General features: G+C 64.0%; 22 protein-coding genes. All 22 read left to right on the top strand.

Features of this window, described 5'->3' with window-relative positions; genetic code table 11:
* The first annotated feature begins 96 nt into the window (after positions 1-96).
* Positions 97-930, top strand: coding sequence for a phytanoyl-CoA dioxygenase family protein (locus tag AC1Q6V_RS28570; protein WP_058698868.1), 834 nt, complete (start codon positions 97-99; stop codon positions 928-930).
* A 17-nt stretch (positions 931-947) separates the two neighbouring features.
* A complete protein-coding gene (locus tag AC1Q6V_RS28565; RefSeq protein ID WP_041687650.1) occupies positions 948-1,364 on the top strand; it encodes a RidA family protein in 417 nt (138 codons plus the stop codon).
* Between the two features lie 435 nt (positions 1,365-1,799).
* Positions 1,800-3,164: a DUF1329 domain-containing protein gene (locus AC1Q6V_RS28560; protein WP_011614725.1), complete on the top strand. Its 1,365-nt coding sequence runs from the start codon at positions 1,800-1,802 to the stop codon at positions 3,162-3,164.
* Positions 3,165-3,194: 30 nt separating this feature from the next.
* Entirely contained in the window at positions 3,195-5,141 is a 1,947-nt protein-coding gene (locus tag AC1Q6V_RS28555) for a DUF1302 domain-containing protein (RefSeq protein WP_492344542.1), read from the top strand.
* Positions 5,141-7,519: an efflux RND transporter permease subunit gene (locus AC1Q6V_RS28550; protein ID WP_011614727.1), complete on the top strand. Its 2,379-nt coding sequence runs from the start codon at positions 5,141-5,143 to the stop codon at positions 7,517-7,519. The genes AC1Q6V_RS28555 and AC1Q6V_RS28550 overlap by 1 nt, the downstream gene beginning before the upstream one ends.
* Before the next feature lie 24 nt (positions 7,520-7,543).
* Positions 7,544-8,524: a WD40/YVTN/BNR-like repeat-containing protein gene (locus tag AC1Q6V_RS28545; RefSeq protein ID WP_492344543.1), complete on the top strand. Its 981-nt coding sequence runs from the start codon at positions 7,544-7,546 to the stop codon at positions 8,522-8,524.
* Between the two features lie 92 nt (positions 8,525-8,616).
* Positions 8,617-9,750, top strand: a complete 1,134-nt coding sequence (locus AC1Q6V_RS28540) for a saccharopine dehydrogenase family protein (RefSeq protein WP_022539887.1) — start codon at positions 8,617-8,619, stop codon at positions 9,748-9,750.
* A gap of 128 nt (positions 9,751-9,878) precedes the next feature.
* Positions 9,879-11,435, top strand: coding sequence for an AMP-binding protein (locus tag AC1Q6V_RS28535; RefSeq protein WP_492344544.1), 1,557 nt, complete (start codon positions 9,879-9,881; stop codon positions 11,433-11,435).
* A gap of 23 nt (positions 11,436-11,458) precedes the next feature.
* Positions 11,459-12,700, top strand: coding sequence for a thiolase family protein (locus AC1Q6V_RS28530; protein ID WP_022539888.1), 1,242 nt, complete (start codon positions 11,459-11,461; stop codon positions 12,698-12,700).
* A gap of 11 nt (positions 12,701-12,711) precedes the next feature.
* Positions 12,712-14,061, top strand: a complete 1,350-nt coding sequence (locus AC1Q6V_RS28525; RefSeq protein ID WP_492344545.1) for an NAD(P)/FAD-dependent oxidoreductase — start codon at positions 12,712-12,714, stop codon at positions 14,059-14,061.
* A 181-nt stretch (positions 14,062-14,242) separates the two neighbouring features.
* Positions 14,243-14,914 carry a TetR/AcrR family transcriptional regulator gene (locus AC1Q6V_RS28520; protein WP_011614733.1) on the top strand — a complete coding sequence of 224 codons (672 nt, stop codon included), beginning with the start codon at positions 14,243-14,245 and terminating at the stop codon, positions 14,912-14,914.
* A 184-nt stretch (positions 14,915-15,098) separates the two neighbouring features.
* On the top strand, positions 15,099-16,388 hold the full coding sequence (locus tag AC1Q6V_RS28515) for an acyl-CoA dehydrogenase family protein (protein WP_022539890.1): 1,290 nt from the start codon (positions 15,099-15,101) through the stop codon (positions 16,386-16,388).
* Positions 16,389-16,574: 186 nt separating this feature from the next.
* Positions 16,575-16,844 carry a hypothetical protein gene (locus AC1Q6V_RS28510; RefSeq protein WP_490924407.1) on the top strand — a complete coding sequence of 90 codons (270 nt, stop codon included), beginning with the start codon at positions 16,575-16,577 and terminating at the stop codon, positions 16,842-16,844.
* 24 nt (positions 16,845-16,868) lie between these two features.
* On the top strand, positions 16,869-18,344 hold the full coding sequence (locus AC1Q6V_RS28505) for a flavin monoamine oxidase family protein (RefSeq protein ID WP_492344546.1): 1,476 nt from the start codon (positions 16,869-16,871) through the stop codon (positions 18,342-18,344).
* Between the two features lie 9 nt (positions 18,345-18,353).
* Positions 18,354-19,013 (top strand): c-type cytochrome, encoded by a 660-nt coding sequence (locus AC1Q6V_RS28500; RefSeq protein WP_492344547.1) that lies wholly within the window; start codon positions 18,354-18,356, stop codon positions 19,011-19,013.
* Positions 19,014-19,050: 37 nt separating this feature from the next.
* Positions 19,051-19,722 (top strand): hypothetical protein, encoded by a 672-nt coding sequence (locus tag AC1Q6V_RS28495; RefSeq protein ID WP_011614738.1) that lies wholly within the window; start codon positions 19,051-19,053, stop codon positions 19,720-19,722.
* Positions 19,723-19,735: 13 nt separating this feature from the next.
* A complete protein-coding gene (locus AC1Q6V_RS28490; protein ID WP_011614739.1) occupies positions 19,736-20,812 on the top strand; it encodes a phosphotransferase in 1,077 nt (358 codons plus the stop codon).
* Positions 20,813-20,968: 156 nt separating this feature from the next.
* Complete coding sequence (locus tag AC1Q6V_RS28485; protein WP_051398462.1) at positions 20,969-21,745, top strand: SDR family oxidoreductase; 777 nt, start codon at positions 20,969-20,971, stop codon at positions 21,743-21,745.
* Between the two features lie 109 nt (positions 21,746-21,854).
* Positions 21,855-22,973 carry a Re/Si-specific NAD(P)(+) transhydrogenase subunit alpha gene (locus tag AC1Q6V_RS28480; protein WP_492344548.1) on the top strand — a complete coding sequence of 373 codons (1,119 nt, stop codon included), beginning with the start codon at positions 21,855-21,857 and terminating at the stop codon, positions 22,971-22,973.
* Between the two features lie 22 nt (positions 22,974-22,995).
* Positions 22,996-23,346: an NAD(P) transhydrogenase subunit alpha part 2 gene (locus tag AC1Q6V_RS28475; protein WP_492344549.1), complete on the top strand. Its 351-nt coding sequence runs from the start codon at positions 22,996-22,998 to the stop codon at positions 23,344-23,346.
* A complete protein-coding gene (locus tag AC1Q6V_RS28470; protein ID WP_492344550.1) occupies positions 23,343-24,815 on the top strand; it encodes an NAD(P)(+) transhydrogenase (Re/Si-specific) subunit beta in 1,473 nt (490 codons plus the stop codon). Before AC1Q6V_RS28475 ends, AC1Q6V_RS28470 begins: the two co-directional genes overlap by 4 nt.
* 307 nt (positions 24,816-25,122) lie before the next feature.
* Positions 25,123-26,049, top strand: a complete 927-nt coding sequence (locus tag AC1Q6V_RS28465) for an MBL fold metallo-hydrolase (RefSeq protein ID WP_492344551.1) — start codon at positions 25,123-25,125, stop codon at positions 26,047-26,049.
* Positions 26,050-26,065: the final 16 nt, after the last annotated feature.

The raw sequence follows: 26,065 nt of genomic DNA, 5'->3' as shown, positions 1-26,065 counted from the left end.
ATCATGACCTAACGTTGGTTTGTTGTTCTACAAAAGAGGCGACCGGAAGCGCACGTGACCGGGCGCCGGGCTTAATGAAGAATCAGGAGAGCATCCATGGATGAATCCAAGCGCAGGGCCTTCGATGAGGACGGTGCCGTCCTCATCGAAGGCTGTCTCAACGCGGAACAGTTAGCCATGTGCAGGCAGGTCTTTGACTGGGGCATCGAGAACCCGGGGCCCAACGCTCATAGCCTGTTTGACGGCTCCGTGCAACGGTCGCACGTCGATAACGCCAATCCATTCGCAAAGGGGCGGCTGGATGAGCTGGTCGCCTCGCTCCCGTTCGGCCAGCTGTTCGCCGATCTCTGGGGCTCTAAACATGTCTGGTACTTTGCGGAAGAGTTGTTCCTCAAGCAGGGAGGCCGGGCCGGGCGCTCGCCCTGGCACCAAGACACCTCCTACCTGCCCTGGGGAGGAAAGCACTTCGCCAACGCGTGGATCAGCTTCGAGGCGGTCCCCAAGCGTAATGCGCTGGAGATCGTCAGGGGCTCGTACCTGGGTACGCGCCACGACGGCAGCACCTTTCAGAACCCCGACGACCCGACCGAGCCGTTGCACGGCGGTGGGGTCTGGCCGCGGCTGCCTGACATCGAGGCCGAACGCCGCATCGATCCCAATGCCTACGACATCCTCTCCTGGGCTACGCAGCCCGGAGATGTTCTGCTGCTGCACCCGGGTTCGCTGCACGGCGGGGGTGCTGTCGACGCCGATTTCCCGGACCGCCATACGCTGGTCTTGCGCTTCTTCGGCGATGACGCGGTTTTCAGTCCGTTGCCGGACCACAGCGATTCGGGCTTCACGCCGGCGGGTGTGCTGTACGTCGAGGAGCTGGCATCGCTGAAGGCAGGTGATCCCTTCCGTGCGCCATGCTTCCGCCAACTCATCTGATAAACGATACCGACATCATGACAACCACGACGATGAAACGGCAGCCGGTCATTCCGCCCGGCACCCAGCCGCTCTACGACGCCTACCATTTCGCCCCCGCGACCCGCGTGGGCGACACCATCTGGGTGTCGGGCCAGGTTGGGCTAGACGCAGCGATGAAGCCCGGCGAGGGCATGGAGGCACAGGCTCGGCTGGCCTTTGCATCCCTGAAAGCGGTCCTCGAAGCGGCAGGCGCAAGCCTGGAGGATGTTGTCGAGCTGACGACCTATCACACCAACCTGCGGCAGGAAATCGAGGCCTTCACGAAGGTCAAGGACGAATACCTGCCGAGCCGTTATCCGTCCTGGACTGCGGTGGGGGTGACAGAGCTGGCGCTTCCCGAGCTGTGCATCGAGATTCAGGCGGTGGCGGTAGCTGGCAGCGGCGGCGCCTGAGCCTGGTTGTCCTGCGCGCGCCTCGAGCGCAGTCGAAGTCCGTGGATCACGATTTCCAGAGCTGGGCAGGCGGGCCTGCACTGCCGGGACGGCCAACACCTGTGCCCGGCCGTGCGGCCTTGAGGACCTGTGTATCTCCAGCACAGCCTCGGGCGGCATGGGGCATCGCCGGATCACTACGGCGGTCTGACTGACAGCGTTGGCTTGCGGCTTCCGGTGCCACCCCAGCAGCCGCGAGCCGTGCCTCGTGCCATTGGTTCGCCGCTGCGCACGGTACCGGGTGCGTTTGCGAGCATCGCAGCCAAACGCGCAGGGAATACCCTAGCTCTTTTTTCTTTTGTTCTTTGTCATTGTTACCTAAGTTTGGTAACGTGTTCTACCGAAAAAAACACACGAAGCGAGGCACTTCGTTGCCATGCCAGACAGGAGACTCAGATGAGATACAAGACGTTGTTCCTCAGCGTGACCCTTGCGTTCGGCGGAGCGGCCTATGCCGCGGCCTCCGAGCAGGACGCGGGCCGGCTCGGCAAGGACCTCACTCCGGTGGGTGCCGAACGGGCCGGTAACAAGGACGGGTCGATTCCGGAGTGGACCGGCGGGGACATGAAGGCACCGGGTGGCTGGAAGCCCGGCACGGCGCGCCCCGACCCGTACGCGAATGACAAGCGCGTACTTTCGATCGACGCGTCCAATGTCGACAAATACAAGGACAAGCTTGCCCCCGGACAGATCGAAATGGTGAAGACGATCCCGGGTTATCGGATGGATGTTTATCCGACCCACCGTTCTTGCGGTTTCCCCGACTTCTTCTACGAGCGGACGAAGAAGAACGCAACGACGGCGAAGCTTGGCGCCAACGGCCAGGACCTCGCCGAGGCGATCGGCGCCGCCGTGCCGTTCCCGATTCCGCAGAACGGCGCCGAAGCCATGTGGAACCACAAGCTGCACTGGAAAGGAGAGGGATTCCAGATGAGCTATGCGGGCTACATCCCGCCGAAGGGCACCGACAGCATTGGGGAGCCGCTTGGCCAGCAGGAATGGCAGATGTCGCCGATGTGGTCGCCGTCGAACAAGGGCGTCGACGACGCCCGCGGCATCGAGAGCCTGTACCTCAACACGTTTACCAGCCCGCCCTCGATCGCGGGGGATGCCACCCTGACGCAGTACAAGTTCTCCGAGGCCAACGACGTCTGGCTGTACTTCGCGAGCCAGCGCCGCGTGCGCCGCGCGCCGACATACCAGTACGACGCCCCGCAGCTCAACACCGAGAACCTGCTGACCGTCGACCAGTACATGCAGTTTAACGGCCCACTAGACCGCTACGACTGGAAGCTGGCCGGCAAGAAGGAGATGTACGTGCCCTACAACACGTACCGGGTCAACTCTTCGGCGAACAAGGTCGATGAAGTCGTCAAGCCGAAGTTCCTCAGCCGCGACCTGACGCGCTATGAGCTGCACCGGATGTGGGTGGTCGAGGCCACGCTCAAGCAAGGCATGCGGCATACCTTCCCCAAGCGCGTGTTCTACATCGACGAGGACACGTGGACGATCCTGGTGGAGGACATGTACGACGCGCAGGGCAAGGTCTGGCGCACCACCGAGATGGGTCCCTACATGGCCTGGGAAGTGCCGGCCTGCGTCTGGGCGGCCAATACCAGCTATGACCACCAGACCCGCCGCGCCGTGCTCGACCGCGTCGTCGCCGGCCACAAGGAGCCTGACTGGCTCGCCGCCAGGGAAGGGCGCCTGAAGGAGAAGACCTTCGAGCCGGACGGCCTGCGCCGGTTCACCACACGATAAGCCAAAAAAGAGAACCACGGGGAGACAGGCATGAAACTGCGTGATGTTGCAGCAGCGGCGGCGCAAGCCGCCGCGGGGATGCGGATGGAACGGAAGCTGGCCCGCTCGGTAATCGTAGGCCTGCTGGCGATGGCGGATGCCGGCTCGGCTTACGCTGCACAGTGGACGCTCGACAACGGCTGGGCGGTAGCCTTCGACTCGACGGTCTCGTTTGGTGCAGCGATTAGAACGTCGAAAACGAACTGCAGCTTTGTCGGCAACGACAACGGCGGCTGTGTCGGCGACGCGCCTACGCCGCTGCAGAAAAGCAACCCGTCTGTCTTCTCGTCGAACCTCGATACGCTGCGCCTGAACCAGGACGACGGCAACCTGAACTACAAGCGCTGGCAGCCGGTTTCGGCCAATGCGCAGTGGACCAGCGACCTCTATGTCAAGGGCACCAACGGGTGGAGCGGGCTGGTGCGCGGCGTCGTCAACTATGACTTTGCGACCGCCCACACCAGACGAACCGATCTCGACTCGGATGCGCGAAACTTCGCCACCAGCGACCCGCGTCTGCTCGACGCCTACATCACCAAGGAATTCGACGTCGGCGACCAGCAGGCCCGTGTCCGGGTCGGCAACCAGGTGCTGAACTGGGGTGAAAACCTCTACATCCCGGGCGGTATCAACGCGATCAACGCGATCTACCTGCCGTCCGCGCACCAGCCGGGAACGCCGCTTAAAAATCTGTTCATCCCCGCGCCCATGGTCTCTGCGAGCACTTCACTCGGCAAGGACCTCGGCCTGGAGGCCTTCTACCAGTGGAAGTGGAACAGCTTCAAGTTCGACGCGCCCGGGACCTTCTTTTCGACCAGCGACTTCCTCGGCAAGGGCGGACGGGGCTTCTATATCCCGACTTCAGCCGTCAATGGCGCGCTGGCTGCGTCGGGGCTGGCCCCGCTTCCCAACGGCACGATCGGCGACACGGGGACCCGGATCGTCGGCATCAATCCCGCGACCGGGATGCCCTACAACCGCCGCCTGAGCACCGGGGAGTTGGCGAACCCCAATACCAATCCGGTCGGGCCCCTGGTCGGAACCGGCACCTTCATCCCGCGCGGCCCGGACAACAATCCGAGCAACAACGGGCAAGGGGGGATGGCGCTGCGCTACAAGTTCCCCGACAGCGGCAACGAACTCGGCCTCTATTACTACCACTACAGCGAGAAGGTGCCGTTCGTGAGCTACCAGGTGGTCAACACGACGAGCAATCCGTTCGGCTGGCAGGCGTCCCTCGACTACGGCAAGAACCGCGACCTGTTCGGCCTCTCGTACAACTTCCAGGTTGGCGAATGGGCGATCGGTACCGAGTTGTCATACCGTCCGCGGGACAGCGTCGCCATCGATCCGACCACGGTCATCGATCCGGCCAACCCCTACTACTGCAACGCCCTGGCCGATTTTGCGGTCAAGCCGGTCGGAAGCAGTTGCCGCGGGGCGATTGACACGCAGCACTATCAGCTCCACCTGACCGGCATCCACATCATGTCGCCTTCGGGCTCGTTCGGCTGGTTGCTGCGCGCGTTGGGCGCGTCCGAAGGCACGATCACCGCGGAAGGTGCGCTGGCGTATTACCCGAAGCTCAGGCTCAACGCCGGGATTCCGTATGCGGTCACCGCCGACTACACGCTGCCCACCAAGTTGTCGGCGGGGATGGTGCTGGCAGCCTCGGTGACCTATCCCAACATCTTCGGCACGCGGGCGTCGCTGTCACCGGACATCGCCGTCATGCAAGGCATCGGAGGCTATTCGGCCACGGCGCTGCCCGGCTTCATCCGCGGCGCGGGCGCCGCGGTGATCGGCGCGACCCTCGACTTCAAGACGAAGCCGGAGACAAAGATGCGCCTCGACTACACGCACAACTGGGGCGGTAGCGGCAGCAACCTGCTGCGCGACCGCGATTTTGTCTCCCTCAGCATGACCACCTCCTTCTGATGCTTTCACGCCTGATAACCCGTCTGGAAGCGGCCCTGTTCGGGCACCGCCTTCCTTTCCTGCTCGCACTGGCAGGATTCACCGCCTTGATGGGCGTGCTCGGCGCGAAGCTGCACCTCGAAGCCGGCTTCGAGAAGCAGCTGCCGCAAGGCCACGAGTACATCAAGACCTTCGAGCAGTTCCGCGACAAGCTCTTCGGTGCCAACCGGCTGACCATTGCCGTGCATGCCCGCAAGGGCGATGTCTGGAATGCGGCGGCGCTTACGCAGGTCCTCAAGGTGACCGAGGCCGTCACCTATCTTCCGGGCGTAGATCGCACCAGCGTGACGTCGCTGTGGACACCGAATGTCTTCTTCACCGAGATCACCGAGGACGGCTTCCGGGCAGAGGCGGTGGCAGGCGGGGATATCGTGCCGGAAAAGCTCTCCGCCGATGTCATCGGCAAGATGCGTCAGCGCACCATGGCCGGCGGCCATGTCGGGACACTGGTCGCACGCGACCAGTCCAGCGCCCTGATCACCGCCGAACTGGCCGACGTCGATCCCCGCACGGGCAAGAAGCTCGACTATATCCAGTTCAACCGGCTGCTCGAGGAAAAGATCCGGCGCCCGTTCGAGAACGACCAGGTCGAGATTGAGATCATCGGCTTCGCCAAGCAGATCGGCGACATTGCCGACCGCGGAGCGGACGTGACGCGCTTCTTCGGCATCGCCTTCCTGCTCACCGGGCTGGCGGTCTACTGGTACTGCCGGTCGGTGCGCCTGACCCTGCTGCCGCTCGGCTGCTCGCTCGTGTCCCTGGTCTGGCAGTTCGGCACGCTGCACCTGCTGGGCTATGGGCTTGACCCGCTCGCCATCCTGGTGCCGTTCCTGGTGTTCGCGATCGGTGTCTCACACGGCATCCAGCAGATCAACTTTATCGTCCGCGAGGTCGCCCAGGGTACCGACTCCGCAATTGCCGCCCGGCGCAGCTTCACCGGCCTGCTGATTCCCGGATCGCTGGCGCTGATCACTGCGCTGGTGAGCTTCGTCACGCTTATTCTCATTCCGATCCCGATGATCCGAGAACTGGCGATCACCGCGGCCATCGGCGTGGGCTACAAGATCGTCACCAACCTGATGATGTTGCCGGTGGCGGCGTCGTACTTCCGGTTCACGCCTGAGTTCGCGAAACGGGCGCTGGCGCGGCGTGAGAGTCATAGCGGATGGCTGGGGGCGGTGGCCCGGATCGCCCAGCCGCGGAACGCACTGATCGTGACCGTCGCCGGCGCAGTGGTTTTTGGCCTTGCGTTCTGGCAGAGCCAGGACAGGCACGTGGGCAGTCTCCAGGCCGGGGCGCCGGAATTGCGCGCCGATTCCCGCTACAACCTGGACGTCGCCGCGATCGTCAGCCGCTTCGACGTCGGCCTGGACTGGCTCACCGTGGTGTTCGAGGCCACGCCCGATCGCCATGGCGAGGTTTGCTCCCGCGCCGACGAGTTCCTGTTCGTCGACGACTTCGCCTGGCGCATGGGCAGCGTACCCGGCGTGGTGTCCACCGATTCGCTGGCCGCCCAGCTCAAACTCTACAACGCCGGCATGAACGAAGGCAGTCCGAAGATGGCCACCGTGACGCGGGACCCCCGCGGGCTCGGCTCGCAGTTCCAGGGCGTGAACAACCGCATCGCCGGGCTTTCGTCGAGCGACTGCCGAGTACAAGGCGTCAACCTTTATCTGCCCGATCACCGCGCCACGACGATCAAGACCGTGGTGGCGGCGGTCAAGCAGTTCCGCGAGTCCAACCGGCTTGATGGCGTCACGGTCAGGCTGGCAAGCGGCAATGCTGGCGTCCAGGCAGCCACGAATGAAGTGCTGGAGGCCAGCGAGCTGCCAATGATGCTGTACGTCTACGCCGCCATCCTCATTCTGGTCTTCCTTGTGTATCGGGACTGGCGGGCGATGGTCGCCTGCTGCCTGCCGCTGACCGTGGCCACGTGGATTGGCTACTGGTTCATGAAGGAGCTCGAGATCGGCCTGACCGTGGCGACGCTGCCGGTGATGGTGCTCGCGGTCGGCATCGGCGTGGACTACGCCTTCTACATCTACAACCGCCTGCAGGTACAACTGGCAAACGGTCTTGCGTTCACCGACGCGCTTGCGGTCGCGCTGAAGGAGACAGGGCTGGCGACCGTATTCACGGCCATTACGCTCTCGGTCGGTGTGGCGACCTGGATGTTCTCGAGCCTTAAATTCCAGGCTGACATGGGAGCTCTGCTGACCTTCATGTTCCTCGTCAACATGGTCATGGCCATCACCCTCCTGCCCGCGTTCGCGGCGGTGCTGGAGAAGTTCTTTCCCCGGCGCGGCCCAGTGCGCATGCCGGAAATCCTGAAGCACTGAGACGCAAGTTGGCGTTAATCTCCCATGAACCTGCATCGATTTTTACCTGTTGTCGCGATCGCCTTGGGCGTGGTGTGCCCGTCGCGGGCGGCGGAGACCGCTGCCGCAGCTCCGTGGCCGAGCCTGGAGCCGGCCCGGCAGGTGTCCAATGCGGTCGCCGCACCGCTGCTGGCGTCTGCGCGTGCCGGCAACCGCGTGGTCGCCGTCGGCGACCACGGCGTCATCCTCCTTTCCGATGACGGCATCAAGTTCCGGCAAGCAAGGATGGTCCCGGTCCGCTCGCTGCTGACTTCCGTTCAGTTCATCGATGCGCGGCGCGGCTATGCGGCGGGGCACGATGGCGTTGTGCTTGGTACACAGGATGGCGGCGAGACGTGGATGCTCTTGCGTGCCGAGCGGGGCGCAGAGCAGCCGATCCTTTCGCTCTACTTCGACAGTCCGGAGCATGGCATCGCCGTAGGGCTGTACGGCTGGGCTATCGAAACCCGCGATGCCGGCCGGACCTGGTCCGAGATCAAGGTGGAGGCGGGCGAAAACGCGGACCGTCACCTGCTGCACATGTTCGGATCCGGCCGCGGATCGCTCTTCATCGCTGGCGAAGGCGGCACCATCTTCCGATCCGCCGACAGGGGCAAGTCGTGGCAGGCGTCGACCACTGGCGACAACGGCTCGCTGTGGTACGGGCGTTCACTTCCCGATGGCTCTCTTCTGGTCTGCGGCATGCGAGGACACCTGTACCGCAGCAGCGACGACGGTAAGACATGGCAGCGCGTGGACTCGCATACCACCCAATCGCTGACCGGGATCGCGGAGCTTGCTGACGGCCGCATCGTCGTCGTCGGCATGGCCGGGACCGTACTCGACAGCAAGGACGGCGGCAAGACGTTCTCGGTTACGCAGCGCGCAGGGCAGGAGTCCCTGACTGCAGTGATAGCGAACGGTTCGCGGCCGCTGCTGATGTCAATGGCGGGTCCGTTGCAGGACGACGGCCCGGACAGGCGATAGGCACCCAAAAGTATTGTCCAGTCGTCCCTTCAGAGGGCGGCATTCCTTCCAACCCAATCACTTGTCAGACACAATTCTCAAGGAGACAAACCATGGCAAAGCACCCCGTCGTCGTCTATGGCGCAAGCGGCTACACCGGCATGTTGATCATGGACTGGCTGATCGACCAGGGCATCCCTTTTACGGCCGTGGCGCGCAACGCAGGCCGGGCGAAGGAAATGATGGCACAGCGTGTCGTGCGCCTGGAATCGGCAAACTATGAACTCATCGAGGCGGAACATGACGTCGATGCCCTGGTGAATGCATTCCGCGGCGCGAGGGTGGTATGCAACACCGTCGGGCCATTCTCCACGGTCGGGCTCGTTGGCGTCGAAGCGGCGCTCAAGGCGGGATGCCATTACCTCGACACCACGGGCGAGCAGCCGCACATCCGCCGGGCGCGCGATCAATTCGGCGACCTGTACCGGCAGGCCGGGCTGCTGCTGTCGCCGTCCAATGCCTACATGTACACGTTCGCCGAGATTGCCGCGGAGCTGGCGCTGGAGACACCCGGCGTCGATGCGCTGGAAACCGCGACGTTGGCGCGCGGCCCGCGTAGCGGCGGTGCCGGCGTGAGCGTGGGTTCGACCGCGACGATCTTTGAAGGCTATCGCCACGAGGCTTGCTACCTGTGGGAGAAGAAGCTGGTGCCATATGCGGCGGATGCGTCGTTCAATGTGGTCGATCCTGCCTTCATGCAACCGGTGTTCTGTCTGCCGTGGGGCGGTACGTCGCTGCCGGTCTACTTCGAACACGATCCGCGCGTACGCAGCTGCATCTCCAGTGTCGGTTTTTACGATAACAACGCGATGCAGACAGTGCATGCGCTGGGCAAGAAGTGGGAAGCAGAGTACAAGCACCTGCCCCGCGAGCAGCAGGACGCGGTGCTGAAGCAGATCGTTGATTCGACCACGCCGGCCATGCCGCCAAGGGAACGCACTACGCTGCAGCGCACCGTCGATTTCGCTATCGGCCGCGGTCAGGTCGCTTCGGTGCGGGCGACCGTGCATGGGACCACGCCATACATTGCCACCGGGGCTATCCAGACGGCAGGCGTCATCAAACTACTCGACGGCGACACCGCAAAGGTCGGCTTCGCATCCGGCTCGAAGGCCTTCGGGCACCGCTACCTGCTCGGCTTCCTCGAGCAGCGCGGGCTGGCTCGTGCGACGGTTTCGCATCTGTAATTGCCGTGCCGCCCCCGGCCTGCTCTTCAGGCCGGGGCGGGAAAAATGCACCGGCCGCTTTGACCCGTACACGGACGGCTCGCACCGCAACCCGGCCGAACCGTCACAGATTCTGAGGACTACTTGAAATGGCAATCATTGATTATTTTGACCGCGGGTTGCGCATCAATCCCCGCGGCATTGCCTATATCCAGGGCGAGCGCAGCTACTCGTTCCGGGAGATTGGCGAGCTTTCCTGCCGCATCGCCAACGGGTTGCTGGCGGAAGGCTTCGGCAGGGAAACCAAGGGAGCGGTCTGGGCAGATAACGACGTGACTGCCTGGAGTTGTGCGCTGGGGCTATGGCGAGCGGGGATGGCGTACATCCCCGTCAACGGGCGCAACGCGCCGGAGGAGAACCAGTTCATTCTTGACGCATTCGACTGCGAAGTGCTGTTCTTCCAGGAAGCGTTCGCATCGGTAATCGAGGCGCTGCGTCCCCGACTGCCGAAGGTCAGGCTCTGGGTGTGTATCGATGCCGCGCTGCCGTGGGCGCCGTCGCTGTCTACGTGGAGCGAGGGCCAGGCCTCGAGCGCGCCGCTCATCGATTACGACATGGACGATGTCGTGACCCTTTCGGCAACGGGCGGGACGACCGGAGCACCCAAGGGCGTAATGAACGCGCACCGCGCTTACCAGGCCTACTTCGCGCAGTTCATGATGGCGTTCCCCTACCAGGGGGACGAACGCCCGGTGAATCTCGCCGCCGCGCCGATGACGCATACCGCCGGGATGCTGTCGCTGCCCTGCACTGCGCGCGGCGGTACGGTGGTCGTGCTGCCGAAGCCGGACCCGGCAGCGTTGATCGGTGCGATTGCGAAGCACCGGGTCACGGAGCTCTTCCTGCCGCCGACGGTGATCTACCGGCTGCTGGACATTCCCGGGATCGGGAAACAGGATTTCTCATCGCTCAAGTACTTCCTTTATGGTGCTGCGCCCATGTCGGTAGAGAAGCTCAAGTGCTCTATCGAGGTGTTTGGCCCGATCATGGCCGGCGGCTACGGTCAAACCGAGGCCCCGGCGTCGATCTCCTACCTGAGGCCGGCCGAGCATTTTGTCGGCGGCGAACTGGCGTCCGACGAACGGCTATCCTCGGTCGGCCGTCCCAACCCGCTCATCCGTGTGGAGATCATGGGCGAGCACGGCGAGGTTCTGCCGCAAGGCGAGACCGGCGAGATCTGCGTGCGCGGCGACCTCGTCATGAAGGGCTACTACAAGGCGCCCGACAAGACTGCGGAGGCGATCGTCGACGGCTGGCTGCATACCGGCGACATCGGACACCTCGATGCGGAGGGCTACCTCCATATCACCGACCGCAAGAAGGACATGATCATCAGCGGCGGCTTCAACGTCTATCCGAGTGAAATCGAGCAGGTGATCTGGTCCCATCCGGCTGTGCAGGACTGCGCGGTGATCGGCGTGCCGGACGAGAAGTGGGGCGAGGCCGTGAAAGCCGTGGTGGAACTCAATGCGGGCTACGAGGTAAGCGCCGACGAGCTCGTTGCCCTTTGCAAGCAGAAGCTCGGCTCGGTCAAGGCGCCGAAGAGCGTGGAATTCGTCGCCGCACTGCCGCGAAGCCCGGTCGGGAAGGTGTTGAAGAAGGATCTGAGAGAACAGTACTGGCAAGGACAGCAACGCAAGATCTGAACGAGGCACCCAGGAAAGAAGACATGAGCAACATTTACATCGCCGGCATCGCAATGACCATCTTCGGCCGGCATTTCGACATGAGCATCGAGGGACTCGCCGGTGCCGCGCTACGCGGCGCCTTGCAGGACGCCGGCTGTAGTGCTGACGCCATCGGTGCGGCCTTCTACGCCGGCATCACCAATGGCCAGCTTCAGGGGCAGTTGTCGATCCCTGGCCAGGTCGTATTCAGCAAGATCGGTATCGAAGGCATTCCGGTGTTCAACGTCGAAAATGCCTGCGCGTCCGGCAGCACGGCGGTGCACCTTGCAGTACAGCACCTCAGGGCAGGCAGCTGCGACGTCGCGCTGGCACTTGGCGCGGAGAAGATGAACGTCGCTGACAAGTCGAGGTCGTTCGCCTTGTTCGACGCGGGATGGGACGTATCCCGCGTCGAGGAAAACTTCGCGACGCTGGCGAAGCTGGGGGAAGGCATCGAGCCGCCGCCGGGATCGGAATCCGACCGGCCCTATAGCCGCTTCATGAAGATCTATGCCGCCCTGTGCCGGTATCACATGAAGACCTACGGCACGACACAGCGCCAGATTGCGGCTATATCGGCGAAGAATCACGGGCATTCGGTGCACAACCCGCATTCGCAGTTCCGCCAGGCTTTTACGGTCGAAGAGGTGCTCGCCGCGCCGCCGATCACCTATCCCATCACGCTGCCGATGTGCGCGCCGGTCTCGGACGGTGCGGCGGCGGCAATCCTCTGCACGGAAGAGGGTCTGCGGCGCATCGGCGCCGATCGCAGCCGTTGCATCCGGATCGCGGCGAGCGTGATCCGCAGCTTTTCGCATCGGCGCATCGACGAGCCGGAGAAGAACATCGGCCGCCTCGCCGCGCTTCAGGCTTATGAGCAGGCCGGCCTGGGCCCGGAGGATATGGACGTGGCCGAGGTACACGATGCCTCGGCGATGGGCGAGATCATCCAGGCCGAAAACCTTGGGCTGGTGCCGCTGGGGGAGGGCGGGCCGGCTGCGGAGCGCGGGGAATTTACACTCGGCGGGCGCATTCCGATCAACACGTCTGGCGGCCTTGAATCCAAGGGCCATCCACTGGGTGCGACAGGTATCGGCCAGCTCTACGAACTGGTCACCCAACTGCGTGGAGAAGCGGGGGCGCGGCAGGTAGGCGGCGCGCGTCACGCGATTCAGGAGAACGGTGGCGGCTTGCAGGGCGTCGAAGAGGCTGCGCTTGCAATCCATATTTTGAGCAAGGAGTGAGGGAGGCAGATATGGACGGGTTCAACTGGCAAGGCGGACAGGCGTATCGGCCACTTGGAGGCTGGGTGGAGCGGCCAGATGACCTGCAGCCGCAACTCGACGGTGACGTCAGCGCGGATGTGGTCGTTGCCGGGGGCGGCTTTGCCGGACTGTCCACCGCGCTGGAGCTTGCCGCGCGCGGGGCAAAGGTGATCGTCCTCGAACGCGAGTTCGCCGGGTTCGGCGCGAGCGGGCGCAACGCGGGCTATCTTGCGGGTGGGCAGGGGTTGGAGTACGACCTGTTTCTCAAGCGCGTGGGACACCAGCAGGCCAGGGAAATCGTGCGCTTCTACGATGAAGGCGTCGACTACGTGGAGCGCAAGCTTGCAGAGTACGCGATCGACTGCGACTACAACGCCTCGGGCATCATCCGCGCGGGCGTCCATCCGTCCCAGGAAAGGAAGCTGCGCAAGAGCATGCGTACCGGCGTGCAACTTGGCTCTCCCGGGGAGTTTCTGGACTACGCCGCGATGCGGGCACGGGGCATCCCGCCGGCGTTCCTGTTCGGATGTCATGTCCCTCGTGGCGGTACGCTCGATCCCGGCAAGTATGTTCTGGGGCTGCGGCGCGCGGCGCTGCGCGCGGGCGTGAAGCTCTATGAGAACACGCCGGTGCTGTCCTGGGACGAAGGTCCCACCGTCCGGGTGCGGACCGCGAAGGGCAGCGCGAGCGCGCCGTTCCTGGTGCTTGCAACCAACGCCTATACGCCGCAACTTGGCTTGCTGCGGAACAAGGTAATGCCGCTGCGGGTGTCGGCAATCGAGACTGAGCCATTGTCCTCGGCGCAACTGGCGTCGCTTGGCTGGCCACGGCGCGAAGGCATCGTGACGTCGCACTGGACCATGGAAAGCCATCGGCTGACGGCGCGCAATACGCTTGTTCTGACGACGAAGCGGTTGCGCTACATCTATGGTGCGCAGACACCGAACGTGCCGGACGAAGCGTCCTACCGTGCCCTGGCCAGGGCGCTGCATGAGCGGTTTCCCATGCTGGGAGGGGTCGCCATCCGGTCATGCTGGAGCGGGTACATCAGCCTTGCCTACGATGCGCTGCCCGTGGTCGGCGCGGCGGGTGCTGACCGCAACATCCTTTATACCGCCGGGTGTTCCGGGCATGGCGTAGGTACCCAGTCGTTGATGGGACTGCTGCTGGCCGAACGGATACGTGGCGCGGAGCATCCGCTACTCTCGGCGTTGCTCCACAGGACGCCGTCGACGCTGCCCGAACCGCTGCAATGGTGCGCCGTCAATTCCGCGCTGGGCGTGGCCAACATGATGGACGATCGGGTGAACCGCAAGGCACGCTACGCAGCGCGCTCGTAGGCCTCGCCGATCATTGCCGTCGCAATCAGGACAAAGGAGGTAAGCCCCCGCCGAAGCGACCCGGGCGCCACGCGCGTCGACGGGCGTCAGATATAATGATGCCCGCCCAGCCTACCGCTGGCGCGATTCCTTACAAAGGGCTGAAAAGCCCTGAATCAAGGCAGACAGGATGACAGTGCCCATGGAGCAGCGCACCCCCAGGAAGCGGCGTGCATCGAGCGCAGCCGCCACAGGAGCCGACCCCGACAGCTTGCGAGCCCAGGGCTTGCGCACGCGCAATGCCATCGTTCGCGTTGCCAGAAAGCTGTTGCTCGAGGGCGGCAGCCTGGAATTCTCGCTGCGTGCCGTCGCCCTCGGCGCCGGGATTAGCATCAGCAATCTCCAGTACTACTTTCCCACCCGGCAGGCCGTCCTGCGGGCGATCATGGCGCCGATCATCGACGCCTATCTCGAAGACCTGAAGCGCGCGCTGGACAGCCGCGTCACGCCGCGCGAGTCGCTCAACGCACTGCTGGATAAGGCGCTCAGCGACGCGAGGAATGTCAAGGACTCGGCGCTGTGGTGGCACTTCGTTTCGCTGGCATCGACCGATCCCGAGTGCGCGCGGATGTTTGAGGAGTGGTATGACACGCTGACGCGCGGCATTGCGGAACTGGTGCGGGCGATCAATCCGGAACTGAAAACGGCAGACAGCCTGCACGCTGCCTCGTTGCTGATTGCGCTGGCCGACGGACTGGCGCTGCAGGTCGGCGCGGGGCGTCGCAAGCGTGACTCGCGCGGGCTCGATGCGGCATACCGGACCGCTGTCGAGCAGATCATATTCAAGGAGCGGTCAACCGAAATGGCCGGCTAGCGGCGACAAAGCAACGCTACTGCGTGCCAACGCCAGGAGACAGGGAATACCCTGTCTTTTTTTTTGCTTGTATGTTTGTCAACATGACCTATGTTTGGTATCGTGTTCTAACACGATGAGCGATGGGCGTGCCGTATCTGCGGCAAGCCGCCACGCATGCTTCCATGACAGGAGGAGACTCAGAATGATTCGATTGCACAAGACCGCGGCGTTGCCGGTAGTTGGCCTGACCGGATTCGAGACGCCGCTGAGCGAAGAGGAAAACGCGATTCAGCAGACGGTTCATCGCTTTGCGCGCGATGTGCTGCGGCCGATCGGCAGGGAGCTTGACCGCATGGCGCCCGAGGACGTCATCGCTGCGGGTTCTCCGTACTGGACGGCGATGATGGAGAGCGCGAAGCTCGGGCTCGATCCGCAACTCATCGCGCAGTTCCCGCCGGAGGTCGCGGTGCGCATCGAGTCCCTGATCGGCGAAGAGCTGGGCTGGGGGGATTCGGGTCTGGCCGTTTCGCTCGGCGCTGCGACCATGCCGCTGACGATGGCGCAGTCGCTCGGCAATCAGGAACTGATCGAGATGTGCACTGGAAAGATCGGTTGCTGGATGAATACGCAGCCTGACCGTGGCTCCGATGCCGCGATCCTCTACCGCGAAGAGCTGAGCGCAGGCGGAAAGCAGCCGGTTGGCAACGTGACCGCCAGGGTCGGTGCCGACGAGATCGTCATCAACGGGCAGAGCTCGGCATGGGTGTCGAACGGGTCGGTGGCACAGGTGGCGCTCGCCTACATGGCGGCGGACTATGGCGACGGGTTCCACGGGACGGATGAGCACGGCGCGTTCACCAACGGCATCGGCCTGATCCTGCCGCTCGACCTGCCTGGCATTTCGCGCGGCAAACCGCTGGACAAGATCGGCCAGCGTGCGTTGCCCCAGGGCGAGATCTATTTTGATAACGTCAGGGTGCCCAGGCGCTTCGCCATCGCGCTGAAGGATGAGTACCTCGGAAACCTGGCTTCTACATGGTCGTTCGCAGGTACTCACATGTGCCAGGTCTTTGTCGGTGCGGCCCGCGCCGCGTTCGAACTTGCGCTTGCCTATTGCCATGAGCGCAAGCAGGGCGGGGCGCTGCTGCTGGAACACCAGATGACCCAGTTGCGCGTGGGCGAGATGCTGCGCCGGCTCGAGATGGCACGGGCCATCGCTCGGCGCAGCCTGGCGTTCGCGCGACTGTCTCCGCAGAGCCACCCGTATGCGACCGCGCAGGCCAAGGTCAGCGTAACCGAGGAGGCCATGAAGATCACGCACGAGGCATTTCAGCTCTTCGGCGGCAACGGCACGACGCGCGAGTTCCCGATCGAGAAGTTGTTCCGCGACGCGCGCTCGGCGCTGATCGAGGACGGCGAGAACTACGTGCTCACGTCGCGGTTGGGCGTGCTGGCCGGGCGCCTCTACCAGAATGGGTGGGCGCGGGAGTAGGCGCCTGGTCAAGCGCGGGATACCGGCCGTCGCTGCAGGCGGCTGGAGCGCGCCAGACCAATCAGCCATTTGCATGGGAAAGCCGCGATGACGTCAAGCTCCTGCTCGACCACGACCGCCTTCGGGCATCAGCCTGGCTCCAGTGAGCTGCTCCACTTCATCCGGGCATCGGTCGCAAGGATTCGAATGGACGCCGCGGACGGTGCCGCCATTGAGCGCCGCTTGTCGAGCCTTCTGCGGCACGCGCTCGCGACAGGCTCGCCATTCGAGATCGCGCTCGTATTGGGGAGCGCGGCCGAACTCATGCTGTTCCCGGAGCAGGAGGTGCTGGAGCAGTGTACAGCCGCAGTCCAACAAGTCGATCAACAGGCGCTGCGTGGGCTCGTCTGGGCTGTCCGGCACAGAAGCATGAGAAGCGGGAAGAGCGTTCGCAGGTTTGCGCTCGACCCGCAATGAGATGACAGGAAACAGCGAAGCACTATGGGCAAGATTTCGTCCTCGGACACTTCAATCAACACGCAGCGAAGGCAATTGCTGAAAATGGCCGGCGCCTCCACGGCGGCAGGAACCATCGGCTTGAGCCCGGGGCCGGCCAAGGCGGCCAAGGCCGGCACGCCCGAAGACGTCCTCGACGTCGCCATCATCGGCGCGGGCCTGGCGGGCCTGACCGCCGCGAGGGACCTGCGCCAGGCAGGCTGCGAGTCCTTTGTCGTGCTGGAAGCGCGCAATCGCGTGGGCGGGCGGACGCTTAACTACGATGTGGGTTCGGGACAGGTGTCCGAAGTCGGGGGACAGTGGATCGGCCCCGGCCAGACGGCGGTGGCCGATCTGGCGCGCGAACTCGATGTGGGCACGTTTCCCAGCTACTACAAGGGGAACACGGTCATCCTCGGCGGTGACGGTCGTCTGGAGGTCGACCTGAAGGGCACATTCGGCAGCGACGAGGCGATCGGTGGCAGGCTCAGCGTGCTTTCGCGCGACGTGCCGTCGGGCGCGCCGTGGAAATCACCGAAGGTCGTGGAACTGGACAAACTGTCGGTCGGCGACTGGCTGGCGAAGCAGAACATCAAGCCCGAGGACCGAACCGGGTGGAATGCGAGCATCGCGCTTTCCGGCGGCGTGATGCCGGCAAAAATGGGGATGCTCCATTTCCTGTCAATGATCAACTCGGCCGCCTGCGACTATATGCAGCTGGACAGCATCAAGCACAGCGCCCAGGAAACGCGATTTGCCGGTGGTTCGCAGATCCTCTGCGTCAGGATGGCGCAGGCATTGGGGAAGAGGGTGCGCCTGTCGAGTCCCGTCCGGCGGATCTCGAACTGGGACCGCGAGGTCGTCACGCTGCACACGGACCAGGGCGAAGTGCGCGCGCGCCAGGTCATCATGGCCCTGAGTCCACCCTTGTGCCAGCAGTTGCAGTTCGATCCGCCGCTGCCGCAGAAGCGTGCAGCGCTGCAGCGCGCTTGGCCCGCCCATTCGCCGGCGCGGAAGACGGCGATGGTCTATTCCCGTCCGTTCTGGCGCGACAAGGGACTGAACGGAAACATCTTCCAGGTCGACGGGCCGATTCTGTGGGCCTTCGACAACTCGCCGCCGGGGGGCGAGCTCGGCGTTATCAATGCCTTCATCTCGAATGCGTCGGTTCCCTCGGATCACAAGGCGGCGCAGAGGTTCCTGTCAGAGATCTATGCGCAGGCCTTCGGCAGCGAAGCCTTGGCGCCGGTGTCATACCACGATCACGACTGGGGCCGTGCCGATCCCTGGACGATCACCTGTGTCTCCGCGATTCCGCCGGGCTTCTGGAGCACCCACGGCGAGGCATTGCGGCCGCCCTGCGGCAGGCTTATCTGGTCGGGCACCGAGACGGCCGAGATCTGGGCCGGCTACATGGATGGCGCCGTGCGCTCTGGCCATCAGGCCGCCCTCCAGGTTCTCAATGCCTTGCGTCGCGCCTAGGAGACGGAAATGAAGAAACGCATATGGCTGGGCGTTCCCGCTATCGCTGGCGCCGGGCTGCTCGCCTGGTTCGGCCACGACCTCCTGGGGATCTATCGCCTCGACCGCTATATCACGGCGTCGGCTGCCGCTTATAACGCCGACGGCAGCCCGTGGCCACGCGTGACCGACGCCTGCATCGGCTGCCACGGTGCCAAGGGCAATTCGCTGCACCAGGGCTATCCGAGCCTCGCGGGCCAGCCGGCACCGTACGTGGCGGCCCAGCTTCACAAGTTCGCCAGCGGGGAGCGGTCCAATCCGATCATGGGCCCGTTGGCCAAGACGATGAGTGAGGCAGAGATCAACGATCTTGCCGGCCACTTCGCCAGGCAGCCGGCCGGCGCCAACCGTTACTTCACGCCCGATGCGGGATTGCTGGAGAAGGGCAAGCGGCTGGTGGCCTCGGGAAACTGCGCCGCGTGCCACGGCAGCCAGCTGATGGGGCACGACCAGTTCCCGCGCCTCGCGGGCCAGGGCTACGAGTATCTGCTGGCGCAGTTTGATGCGTTTGCCACCGGCACGCGCGGTGAACCGACCGGGATGATGAAAAGCGTGGCCGCGGCGGCGTCGCCGGAGGACCGCAAGGCGATGGCCACCTACCTCGCCAGTCTGGCGCCGCGAAAGCCGTGAACAATCCAATCCTGCAAATCGAGCCTTGGGAGTCGTGATGGACCGCAATCTCTATCTTCTCTGTTTTGCGATGTTCGTCCTCGTGATGACGTCATTGATCCACGGCCTGAAGTTCCTCAGGCAGCGCAACTACCTGCTCGGCTTCGAATGGCTGATCGTGACTTTCTCCGCGTCGAATTTCCTGCTTTTCGCCTTGGGCGGCGTGCAGTTTTCGTATGGCATCTCGTACTTTTGCGATGCGTTCTCCCGGGGCTTCGGCATCCCGGTGGTTGCCTTGGCCGGGCTGATGTCCGTTACGCATCGCTACAAGCCGTCCATCCTGATGGATGTCGTGTTCTTCGCGGGAGCGATCGCAGGGACGATCGTGCTGTTGTCGATCGACGCGCTGGCGCAGCCGAGGCCGTATTTCTATGTGGTGATGTGGTCGGTATTTTCGGTATACCTGGCCTGGTTTGCCTGGAAGCTGCTCAGCGCCGGGGAAGGCTGGCACGCATTTGGCGTGTTCATGGTCCTGCTGACCGCGCAAGCCATTGCCTGCATCTATGATTTCCATACGATCCCCGGCGACGACGAGCAACACCTGATCTTCTTTTCGCTCGCTTGCCTGACTTGGTCGTTCATGTGTGTGGAGCTGTACTACGCGTATTGCGCGCTGGATCGCGCGGAAAAGGATGCGGGGTCGCTGGCTCCCGTGCCGGCGCTTCGATGAACGGGGCGACCGGATGAGCAATGCTTCTTCAGCGTTCGCCGGCACGCGGCCGGCACAGGAGACACTGGGTTTTGACCTGGGCGGACTCGAAGCCTGGATGGCGCGCCATGTGGAAGGCTTTGCCGGCCCGCTGACCGTTGAGCGGTTCAGCGGCGGCCAGTCCAATCCAACGTACAAGCTCGTCACGCCGCGCCAGGCTTACGTGATGCGCGCCAAGCCCGCGCCGAAGGCAAAGCTGCTGCCGTCGGCGCATGCGATCGAGCGCGAGTTTCGTGTGACGGCGGCGCTTGCCGACACCGAAGTGCCTGTGGCCAGGATGTATGCCCTGTGCGAGGACGAAGCCGTCATCGGTCGTGCCTTCTACATCATGGAATTCGTCAATGGCCGCGTGCTATGGGATCCCGCGCTGCCTGGCATGAGCAACAGCGAACGTACGGCGATCTACGACGAGATGAATCGCGTGATCGCGGCGTTGCATCGCGTGGACTACAAGGCCATCGGCCTTGCGGACTACGGTAAGCCCGGCAATTATTTCTTTCGCCAGATCGAACGATGGAGCAGGCAGTACAGGCTGTCCGAAACCGAATCGATCCCGGCGATGGATGCGCTGATTGCATCGCTGCCCGACCGAATCCCGGAGGAAGCGGAGGAGCAGGTCTGCATCGTGCACGGGGACTACCGGCTCGACAACCTCATGTTCCATCCGACCGAGCCCCGCGTACTCTCGCTGCTCGACTGGGAGCTGTCGACGCTGGGTCATCCGATGGCCGATTTCAGTTATCACTGCATGAGCTGGCACATTTCACCGGGCCCGCTGCGAGGCATGGGAGGTGTCGACCGGGCCAACCTGGGTATCCCGGACGAAGCGCTTTACCGCCGCGCGTATGAGCAGCGCACCGGGCGCAGGATCGGCGGGAACTGGAACTTCTATCTCGCGTTCAGCATGTTCCGAACCGCAGGCATCCTGCAGGGGATCATGAAGCGGGTGGTGGATGGCACGGCGTCATCGGCGCAGGCGCTCGAAACGGGAAAGCTCGCCCGACCCATGGCCGCGATGGCCTGGAAATACCTGCAGAAGCAGGCGCGATGACCAGCATCCATGGGGCCGCAGCCGCGGCTTCGTCGGGTCAACCGGACCAGCGCGATCACGAATTCCTGTTCTATGCCAGAAGCGGGGAACGCTACTGCGCCTGGGACGTCCTGCGTTGACTCCGGTACTGACACCATTTCTCTACATCGCCCAATCATGACGAATTCCAACTCTCCCCTCGCTCAGCCCCGGTTTGCCGAGTCCCTCGATTTCACCGGCAAGACCGTGTTGGTTGTGGGGGGCTCCAGCGGCATAGGCAATGGCATCGCGCAGGCATTCCGGCAACTCGGTGCAGAGGTTCACGCCTGGGGCACGCGTGCCCGGGCGTCCGACTATCGCTTCGACGAAGGTTCAGATCTTTCTGGCCTGCACTACGCGCAAGTGGATGTTTCCGACCAGGCGGCCGTCAACGCCGTGCGGCCCGCCTTCGAACGCCTGGACGTGCTGGTGCTGGCGCAAGGTACGATCCAGTACAAGCGTGCCGAGTTCGAGATGGTCACCTTTGACCAGGTGCTGCACGTCAATCTGTCCAGCGTGATGGCCTGCGCGGTCAAGTTCCGGCCGATGCTCCATGAGAGCCGGGGTTCGCTGATTACGCTGAGCTCGATCGCGGGCTTCCGGTCCGTGCGGGGAAACCCGGCTTACGCCGCATCCAAGTCCGGCGTGGTGGGCTTGACCCGTACGCTGGGTGAAGCGTGGGCAGCCGAAGGTATTCGCGTCAACGGCATCGCCCCTGGCCTGGTGGACACAAAACTGACCAAGGTGACCACGGCGTCGCCGGCTCGGCTCGATGCAACGCTGTCGCGCGTGCCCATCGGCCGCATGGGCTTGCCGCACGAGATAGCCGGGGCAGCCATCTTCCTGGCCTCTCCCCTGGCCTCCTATATGGTTGGCGAGACCCTTCTCGTCGACGGCGGCCTGACGCTCGCCTGACGTCGGGCGCCGCGAAGTCATCATTAACTGATTGGTGTTTTGTCCTGCTAATGAAACGACCTGGAGTTCGGCCATCTGGCGGGCTTCCGGTGCAAGGGGATCTATCGATATGCAAATTGGTATTCCGCTGGAAACACTGCGAGGCGAGACTCGCGTCGCCGCCACCCCGGAGACAGTCAAGAAGTACGTCGCGCAGGGCCACAAGGTGGTCGTGCAGGCTGGCGCCGGCGTAAGCGCCAGCCAGCCCGACGGCGCGTATGAAGCGGTCGGCGCCACCATCGGCAGCGCCGCCGAAGCACTGGGCGCGCAACTGGTGCTCAAGGTGCGCGCACCGGACGCCGCCGAACTGGCGCAGATGAAGCCCGGCGCCGTGCTGATCGGCATGCTCAACCCGTTCGATGCCGAGAACAACGCGCGCATGTCCGCCGCCAACATCACCGCCTTTGCCCTGGAAGCCGCGCCGCGCACCACGCGCGCGCAGAGCATGGATGTGCTGTCGTCGCAGGCCAACATCGCCGGCTACAAGGCCGTGCTGGTGGCCGCGCACCACTACCAGCGCTTCATGCCGATGCTGATGACCGCCGCCGGCACCGTCAAGGCCGCGCGCGTGCTGATCCTGGGCGCGGGCGTCGCCGGCCTGCAGGCCATCGCCACGGCCAAGCGGCTGGGCGCGGTGATCGAGGCCTCCGACGTGCGCCCCGCCGTCAAGGAGCAGATCGAATCGCTCGGCGCCAAGTTCCTCGACGTGCCGTTCCTGACCGATGAAGAGCGCGAGATCGCGCAGGGCGTGGGCGGCTACGCCCGCCCGATGCCACCGGACTGGATGAAGCGCCAGGCCGAGCTGGTGCACCAGCGCGCGACCCAGGCCGACATCGTCATCACCACCGCGCTGATCCCGGGCCGCAAGGCGCCGGTGCTGCTGCAGGAAGCGACCGTGGCACAGATGAAACCCGGCTCGGTGGTGGTGGACCTGGCCGCGGCACAGGGCGGCAACTGCCCGCTGACGGTGGCCGACGAAGTAGTCGAGCGCCACGGCGTCGTGCTGATCGGACACACCAACCTGGCCGGCATGGTCGCGGCGGACGCCTCGGCGCTGTACGCGCGCAACGTGCTCGACTTTCTCAAGCTGCTGATCGACAAGGACGGCAAGCTCGTGATCAACACCGACGACGACATCGTCGCGGCCTGCCTGATGACACGGCGCGAAGCACTGGCGCTGGCCAGCTGATCCGGCTATCAAGGAGATATCGATGGAAATGGTTAGCCACACGGTGATCAACCTGATCATCTTTGTACTGGCGATCTACGTGGGCTACCACGTGGTCTGGACGGTCACGCCCGCGCTGCACACGCCGCTGATGGCGGTGACCAACGCAATCTCGGCCATCATCATCGTCGGCGCCATGCTGGCCGCCGGCCTGACCGAGGGCTACGTTGGCCGCGCAATGGGCACGCTGGCGGTGGCGCTGGCAGCGGTCAATGTGGTCGGCGGCTTCCTGGTCACGCAGCGTATGCTGGAGATGTTCAGGAAGAAGGCACCCAAGGCGCAGCCCGAAGCCAAGGGGCAGCCCGGCGGAAAACTGGCGGAGGTAGCGCAATGAATGGCCTGTCGATGAATATGGTGACGCTGTCCTACCTGGGCGCGTCTGTGTGCTTTATCCAGGCGCTCAAGGGGCTGTCACACCCGACCACGGCGCGGCGCGGCAATGTCTTCGGCATGGCCGGGATGGTGGTCGCGGCGCTTACCACGGTGGCGCTGATCTTCAAGCTGAAGAGTGGGTTGTTCTCCGGCGGGGCGGACCCGTCTGCACCTGGCACCGGCCTGGCGCTGATCCTGGCCGCGCTGGTGGTGGGCGGCGGTATCGGTGCCTATGTGGCGAAGAAGGTGCAGATGACCAAGATGCCGGAACTGGTGGCGGCGATGCACTCGCTGATCGGCCTGGCCGCGGTGTTTATCTCGGTGGCGGCAGTGGCGGAGCCCGCTGCCTTCGGCATCACGGCTGCCGGTTCGCACGACATTCCGCTGGGCAACCGCATCGAGCTCTTCATTGGCTGCTTCGTCGGCGCCATCACTTTCTCGGGCTCGGTGATCGCCTTCGGCAAGCTGGCCGGGCGCTACAAGTTCCGGCTGTTCCAGGGCGCGCCGGTGGTGTTTGCCGGCCAGCACTGGCTGAACCTGCTGCTGGCGGTGGCGATGGTGGGCTTCGGCATTGCATTCTTCCTGACGCAGGCGTGGATGCCGTTCCTGGTCATGCTGGCGCTCGCCTTCGTGCTGGGCGTGCTGATCATCATCCCGATCGGCGGCGCCGACATGCCGGTGGTGGTGTCGATGCTGAACTCATATTCGGGCTGGGCAGCAGCGGGCATTGGCTTCTCGCTGAACAACCCGATGCTGATCATCGCCGGCTCGCTGGTGGGGTCAAGCGGTGCCATCCTCTCGTACATCATGTGCAAGGCGATGAACCGCTCGTTCTTCAACGTGATCCTGGGCGGCTTCGGCGGCGATGCGTCGGCTGGCGCGGCCGCCGGCGCGCAGGCGCAGCGCAACGTGAAGTCCGGCTCGGCCGACGACGCCGCCTTCCTGATGGGCAACGCCGAGACCGTGATCATCGTCCCCGGCTACGGCCTGGCGGTGGCGCGCGCGCAACATGCCCTGAAGGAACTGACCGAAAAGCTGGCCGAGAAGGGCGTGACCGTCAAGTACGCGATCCACCCGGTGGCCGGCCGCATGCCGGGTCACATGAACGTGCTGCTGGCCGAGGCCGAGGTGCCGTACGACCAGGTCTTCGAGATGGAAGACATCAACAGCGAGTTCGGCCAGGCCGACGTGGTGCTGGTGCTGGGCGCCAATGACGTGGTCAACCCGGCGGCCAAGAACGACCCCAAGTCGCCGATCGCCGGCATGCCGATCCTGGAGGCGTACAAGGCCAAGACCATCATCGTCAACAAGCGCTCGATGGCCACCGGCTATGCCGGGCTGGACAACGAACTGTTCTACATGGACAAGACCATGATGGTGTTCGGCGACGCCAAGAAGGTGGTCGAAGATATGCTCAAAGCAACGGACTGATCCCGACGAAGACCGGGAGGAGGTGGTGCAAGCCACTGGGCGAAGGCAGCCGCGTCGGCGAGCGCGCCATAGTCACCGAAGAACTGCAACTAGCCCTGACGATGCGCAGCCTGCAGGGCGAGGAAGTCGGTTGACGCTCTAAAACGGCCATCCCAAAATATCACACGGTCTGTGTTTGCAGGCACTCTATTTTTATGACAGATGTTATTATAAATGGACTGAAAACAGAGTTGCGTAGCGCCTGACCGCTCCTGGAACGCCTCGGCTGCGGGAAGATCGCAACGGACTGCCAGGGAGGATGATCGACATGAGCACAGCTTTTAGCAATTCCGACATGCAGGGAAACATCCAGCGCGTGGATTTCGGGCGCGTTTCGGTCTTCTTCGGCGAGAAAAGCGGAAAGTATCCCGACGGAAATCAGGTATTGATACGAGGCTCGGAGACTCGCGCGGCGTTCGACACGCCGCTTGTCGCGAACTACATCGGCCCCGATTTTGACGCGACCGAGCTGGTGGTGATGGGCCATGTGCATGAGGACCATATGGCCGGTTTGCATCGTCTTCCGTATGCATCGGTATATGTGCACGAACGGGATTTGCCAGCGGCAAGGAGCTGGGACGGCATGGTCGCCGCTTTCGGCAATGCGGAGTATGCATCGGAGACGCTGCTCAAGTTCCAGCGCGATTTCTTTTATGCGCCGCGGCCTGATGCGCAAGGCTACGTCGACGGCGCGTGCTGGGGTCTGGGGCAGGCCGGCATTCGCGCTTTCCACCTTCCAGGGCACACCGCGGGCCACACCGTTCTTCTTGTTGAACCGGAGGGAGTGGCTTTCACGGGCGACATCGACCTGACTGGATTTGGGCCTTACTATGGCGACGCGGGGTCCAGCCTGGCGGACTTCCGTCGCAGCCTGGCACGGCTGCCCGAGATTCCGGCCAAGGTTTGGGTTACGTCCCATCACCGGGGCGTCTACACCGATCGCGAGCACTTCCTGCGTGATCTCGCTGCCTATGTGGCCAAGCTGGACGAGCGCGAACAGCGCCTGATGGCCATGCTGCGCGAATCGCCAAAGACACTGGCGCAGCTGGTCGACCTGCGGCTGCTGTATCCGCCGGGCTATGAAGGCTTGTGGGTGGTCAACGCCGAGACCCGTACGATTTCTCAGCATCTGGCGGAGCTGCTGGCTGACGGGCGGGTTGAGGTGAGTGAAGATGGCGTCTATCGGATGAGGTGACATACCTTGGAGGCCA

This window comes from Cupriavidus sp. GW823-FHT07B10 (genome assembly GCF_058794355.1).
Note: the sequence above shows the minus strand (reverse complement) of the source record. Positions and strands in the feature narration are given on the sequence as shown.